Here is a 2,289-nt window from a genome sequence, read left to right as displayed (position 1 = left end):
GCACCGCCTTGCCGCCCCGGGCTGGGCCCCGGCGTTGCAGGGCGTGGCTACCGGCTTGCTGCTGCTGGTCGGCTTTGCCTTGCCGCCCATCCTGCAATTGCGCAACGTGCCGCATAACCGTGTGATCCGGCGCGACCAGGGCGCTCCGCAGGCGCTGACCGTGGCCAGCTACGTGCTGGGCACGCTGGTGTTCTCGGGCTTGCTGCTGTGGCAGGCCGGTGACCTCAAGCTGGGCTTGTTGACCATCGCCGGCTTCCTCGGCGGCTTCGGTCTGTTCGCGCTGCTGGCCTGGCTGTGCCTGCGTGCGCTGCGCGCCTTGCGCGGCCTGGTGGATCGCCAGAGCTGGCGTTTCGCCATCGACGGCCTGCAACGCCGGCCGGCGGCCGCGGTGATGCAGGTGGTGGCGCTCGGGCTGGGCTTGATGGCCTTGCTGCTGCTGACCGTGATCCGCGGCGACCTGGTCGGCGCCTGGCGCCAGGCCACGCCGGCCGATGCGCCCAATCGCTTCATCATCAATATCCAGCCCGACCAGCGCCAGGCAGTGCAGCATGCACTGCGCCAGGGCGGGGTGCAGGATGTGGCGCTGTACCCGATGATCCGGGGCCGGCTGGTGCAGATCAATGGCCGCGCCATCACGGCCGCCGATTACCAGGAAGACCGCGCCAAGCGCTTGGTGGATCGTGAATTCAATCTCTCGACCATGCCCGACATCCCGCCCGGCAATGGCATCGTGGCGGGTCGCTGGTACGACGACAGCAAGCCGGAAGCCTCGGTGGAACGGGGGCTGGCCCAGACCCTGGGCATCAAGCTGGGCGATCGCCTGCAATTCGACATCGCCGGGCAACTGGTCGAGGCGCCCGTGACCAGCCTGCGCAAGCTGGAGTGGGGTTCGCTGCGGGTCAATTTCTTCGTGATCCTGAACCCGACCCTGATGCGCGATACGCCGCAAAGCTGGATCACGGCGGTGCACCTGACTCCCGCACAGGAAGCGCTGGGCAATACCCTCACGCGTGACTTCCCCAATCTGACCGTGGTGGACATAGGAAGTGTACTGAGACAGATTCAGGAAGTGGTCGGTCAAGTGATTGCTGCTGTCGAGTTCCTGTTCCTGTTCACTTTGTGTTCAGGTGTACTGGTACTGTACGCTGCACTGGCAGGGTCGCAGGATGAACGTGTGCGCGAGGCCGGCCTGTTGCGCGCCCTCGGGGCGACCCGCCAGGAGCTGTCCTCCGCCCAGCGCATCGAGGTGTTGCTGGTGGGGTCGCTGGCCGGCCTGCTGGCGGCCAGTGGGGCGGCCGCCATCGGCTGGGCGCTGGCGCATTACGTGTTCAATTTCGACTGGAGTTTCAGCCCGCTGGTGTGGGTGGCCGGCATGGGACTGGGCGCGGCTTGTTCGGCGCTGGGCGGCTGGGCCGGACTGCGCCACGTGCTGCGGCGTCCGCCCTTGCAGACCCTGCGCGAAGCCTGATCCGAAGCAGATCAAGAAAGCCGGCGAGGGCCGCCGGACTGCGCCGACACGGCAGTCTGGCTGCGGTATCATGGCGGTCTTATGCAAATCGAAGACCCCAACCAACCGACCACGTTCGAACTCATCGGCGGCGCTGAGAAGCTGCGCGAGATGGTCGATCGTTTCTACGACCTGATGGATCTGGAGCCGGAATTTGCCGGCATCCGCGCACTGCACCCGCCCTCGCTGGAGGCTTCGCGGGAAAAGACCTACATGTTCCTCTCCGGCTGGACCGGCGGGCCCAGCCTGTACATGGAAAAATTCGGTCATCCGCGTCTGCGTGCGCGCCATCTGCCTTTCCCCATCGGCATCTCCGAGCGCGACCAGTGGCTGCGCTGCATGACCTGGGCCATGCAGGATGTGGGCTTGCCCGAAGACTTGATGAAACGCCTGCTGGCGGCGCTCTATCAGACCGCCGACTGGATGCGCAACAAGCCGGAGTAAGGGCCAGCGATGACGAGTTTCGAAATGATCCTGGCCGGCCTGATCGTGGTCGGCCTCGTATTGCAACTGCTGATCCTGCTGCGCTCGGGCCAGCGCCATGAAGATGGTGGCGAGATGGAAGAGGCGCTGCTGCAGCTCAAGCAGGAATTGCAGCGCCACCAGCAGGACACCGGCGAGCGCATCGAGCGCGAGTTGCGCAGCCAGGTCCAGGTCAGTGCCCAGGGCACGCGCCAGGAACTGGGCGCCAACTTTCGCCAGTTGCAGCAGACCCTGGCCACGCAGATGTCCAGCGTGGCCACCTTGCAGAACAGCAGATCGACGGCTTTGCCCAGCAACTG

The 2,289-nt window shown here is 65.8% G+C and carries 2 protein-coding genes and 1 pseudogene; all 3 read left to right on the top strand.

The features are described 5' to 3' along the window. Positions 1 to 1,468 (top strand): ABC transporter permease (locus I5W_RS04340; protein WP_044528318.1); only part of this gene is annotated, 1,468 nt, incomplete at its 5' end. 81 nt (positions 1,469 to 1,549) lie between these two features. Further along, positions 1,550 to 1,951, top strand: a complete 402-nt coding sequence (locus I5W_RS04335) for a group II truncated hemoglobin (RefSeq protein ID WP_044528317.1) — start codon at positions 1,550 to 1,552, stop codon at positions 1,949 to 1,951. Positions 1,952 to 1,975: 24 nt separating this feature from the next. Further along, a pseudogene (locus tag I5W_RS04330) lies at positions 1,976 to 2,289 on the top strand (DNA recombination protein RmuC); the annotation flags it as partial.

Origin of the sequence: Herbaspirillum sp. B65, assembly GCF_000333555.1 — a bacterium.
GTDB lineage: Bacteria > Pseudomonadota > Gammaproteobacteria > Burkholderiales > Burkholderiaceae_D > Herbaspirillum > Herbaspirillum rubrisubalbicans.
This window is presented reverse-complemented; position numbering and strand designations above follow the sequence as displayed.

Excerpts from the sequence above, each read along its gene's own strand:
- I5W_RS04335 (WP_044528317.1), top strand. The coding sequence starts at position 1,550 with ATGCAAATCGAAGACCCCAACCAACCGACCACGTTCGAACTCATCGGC.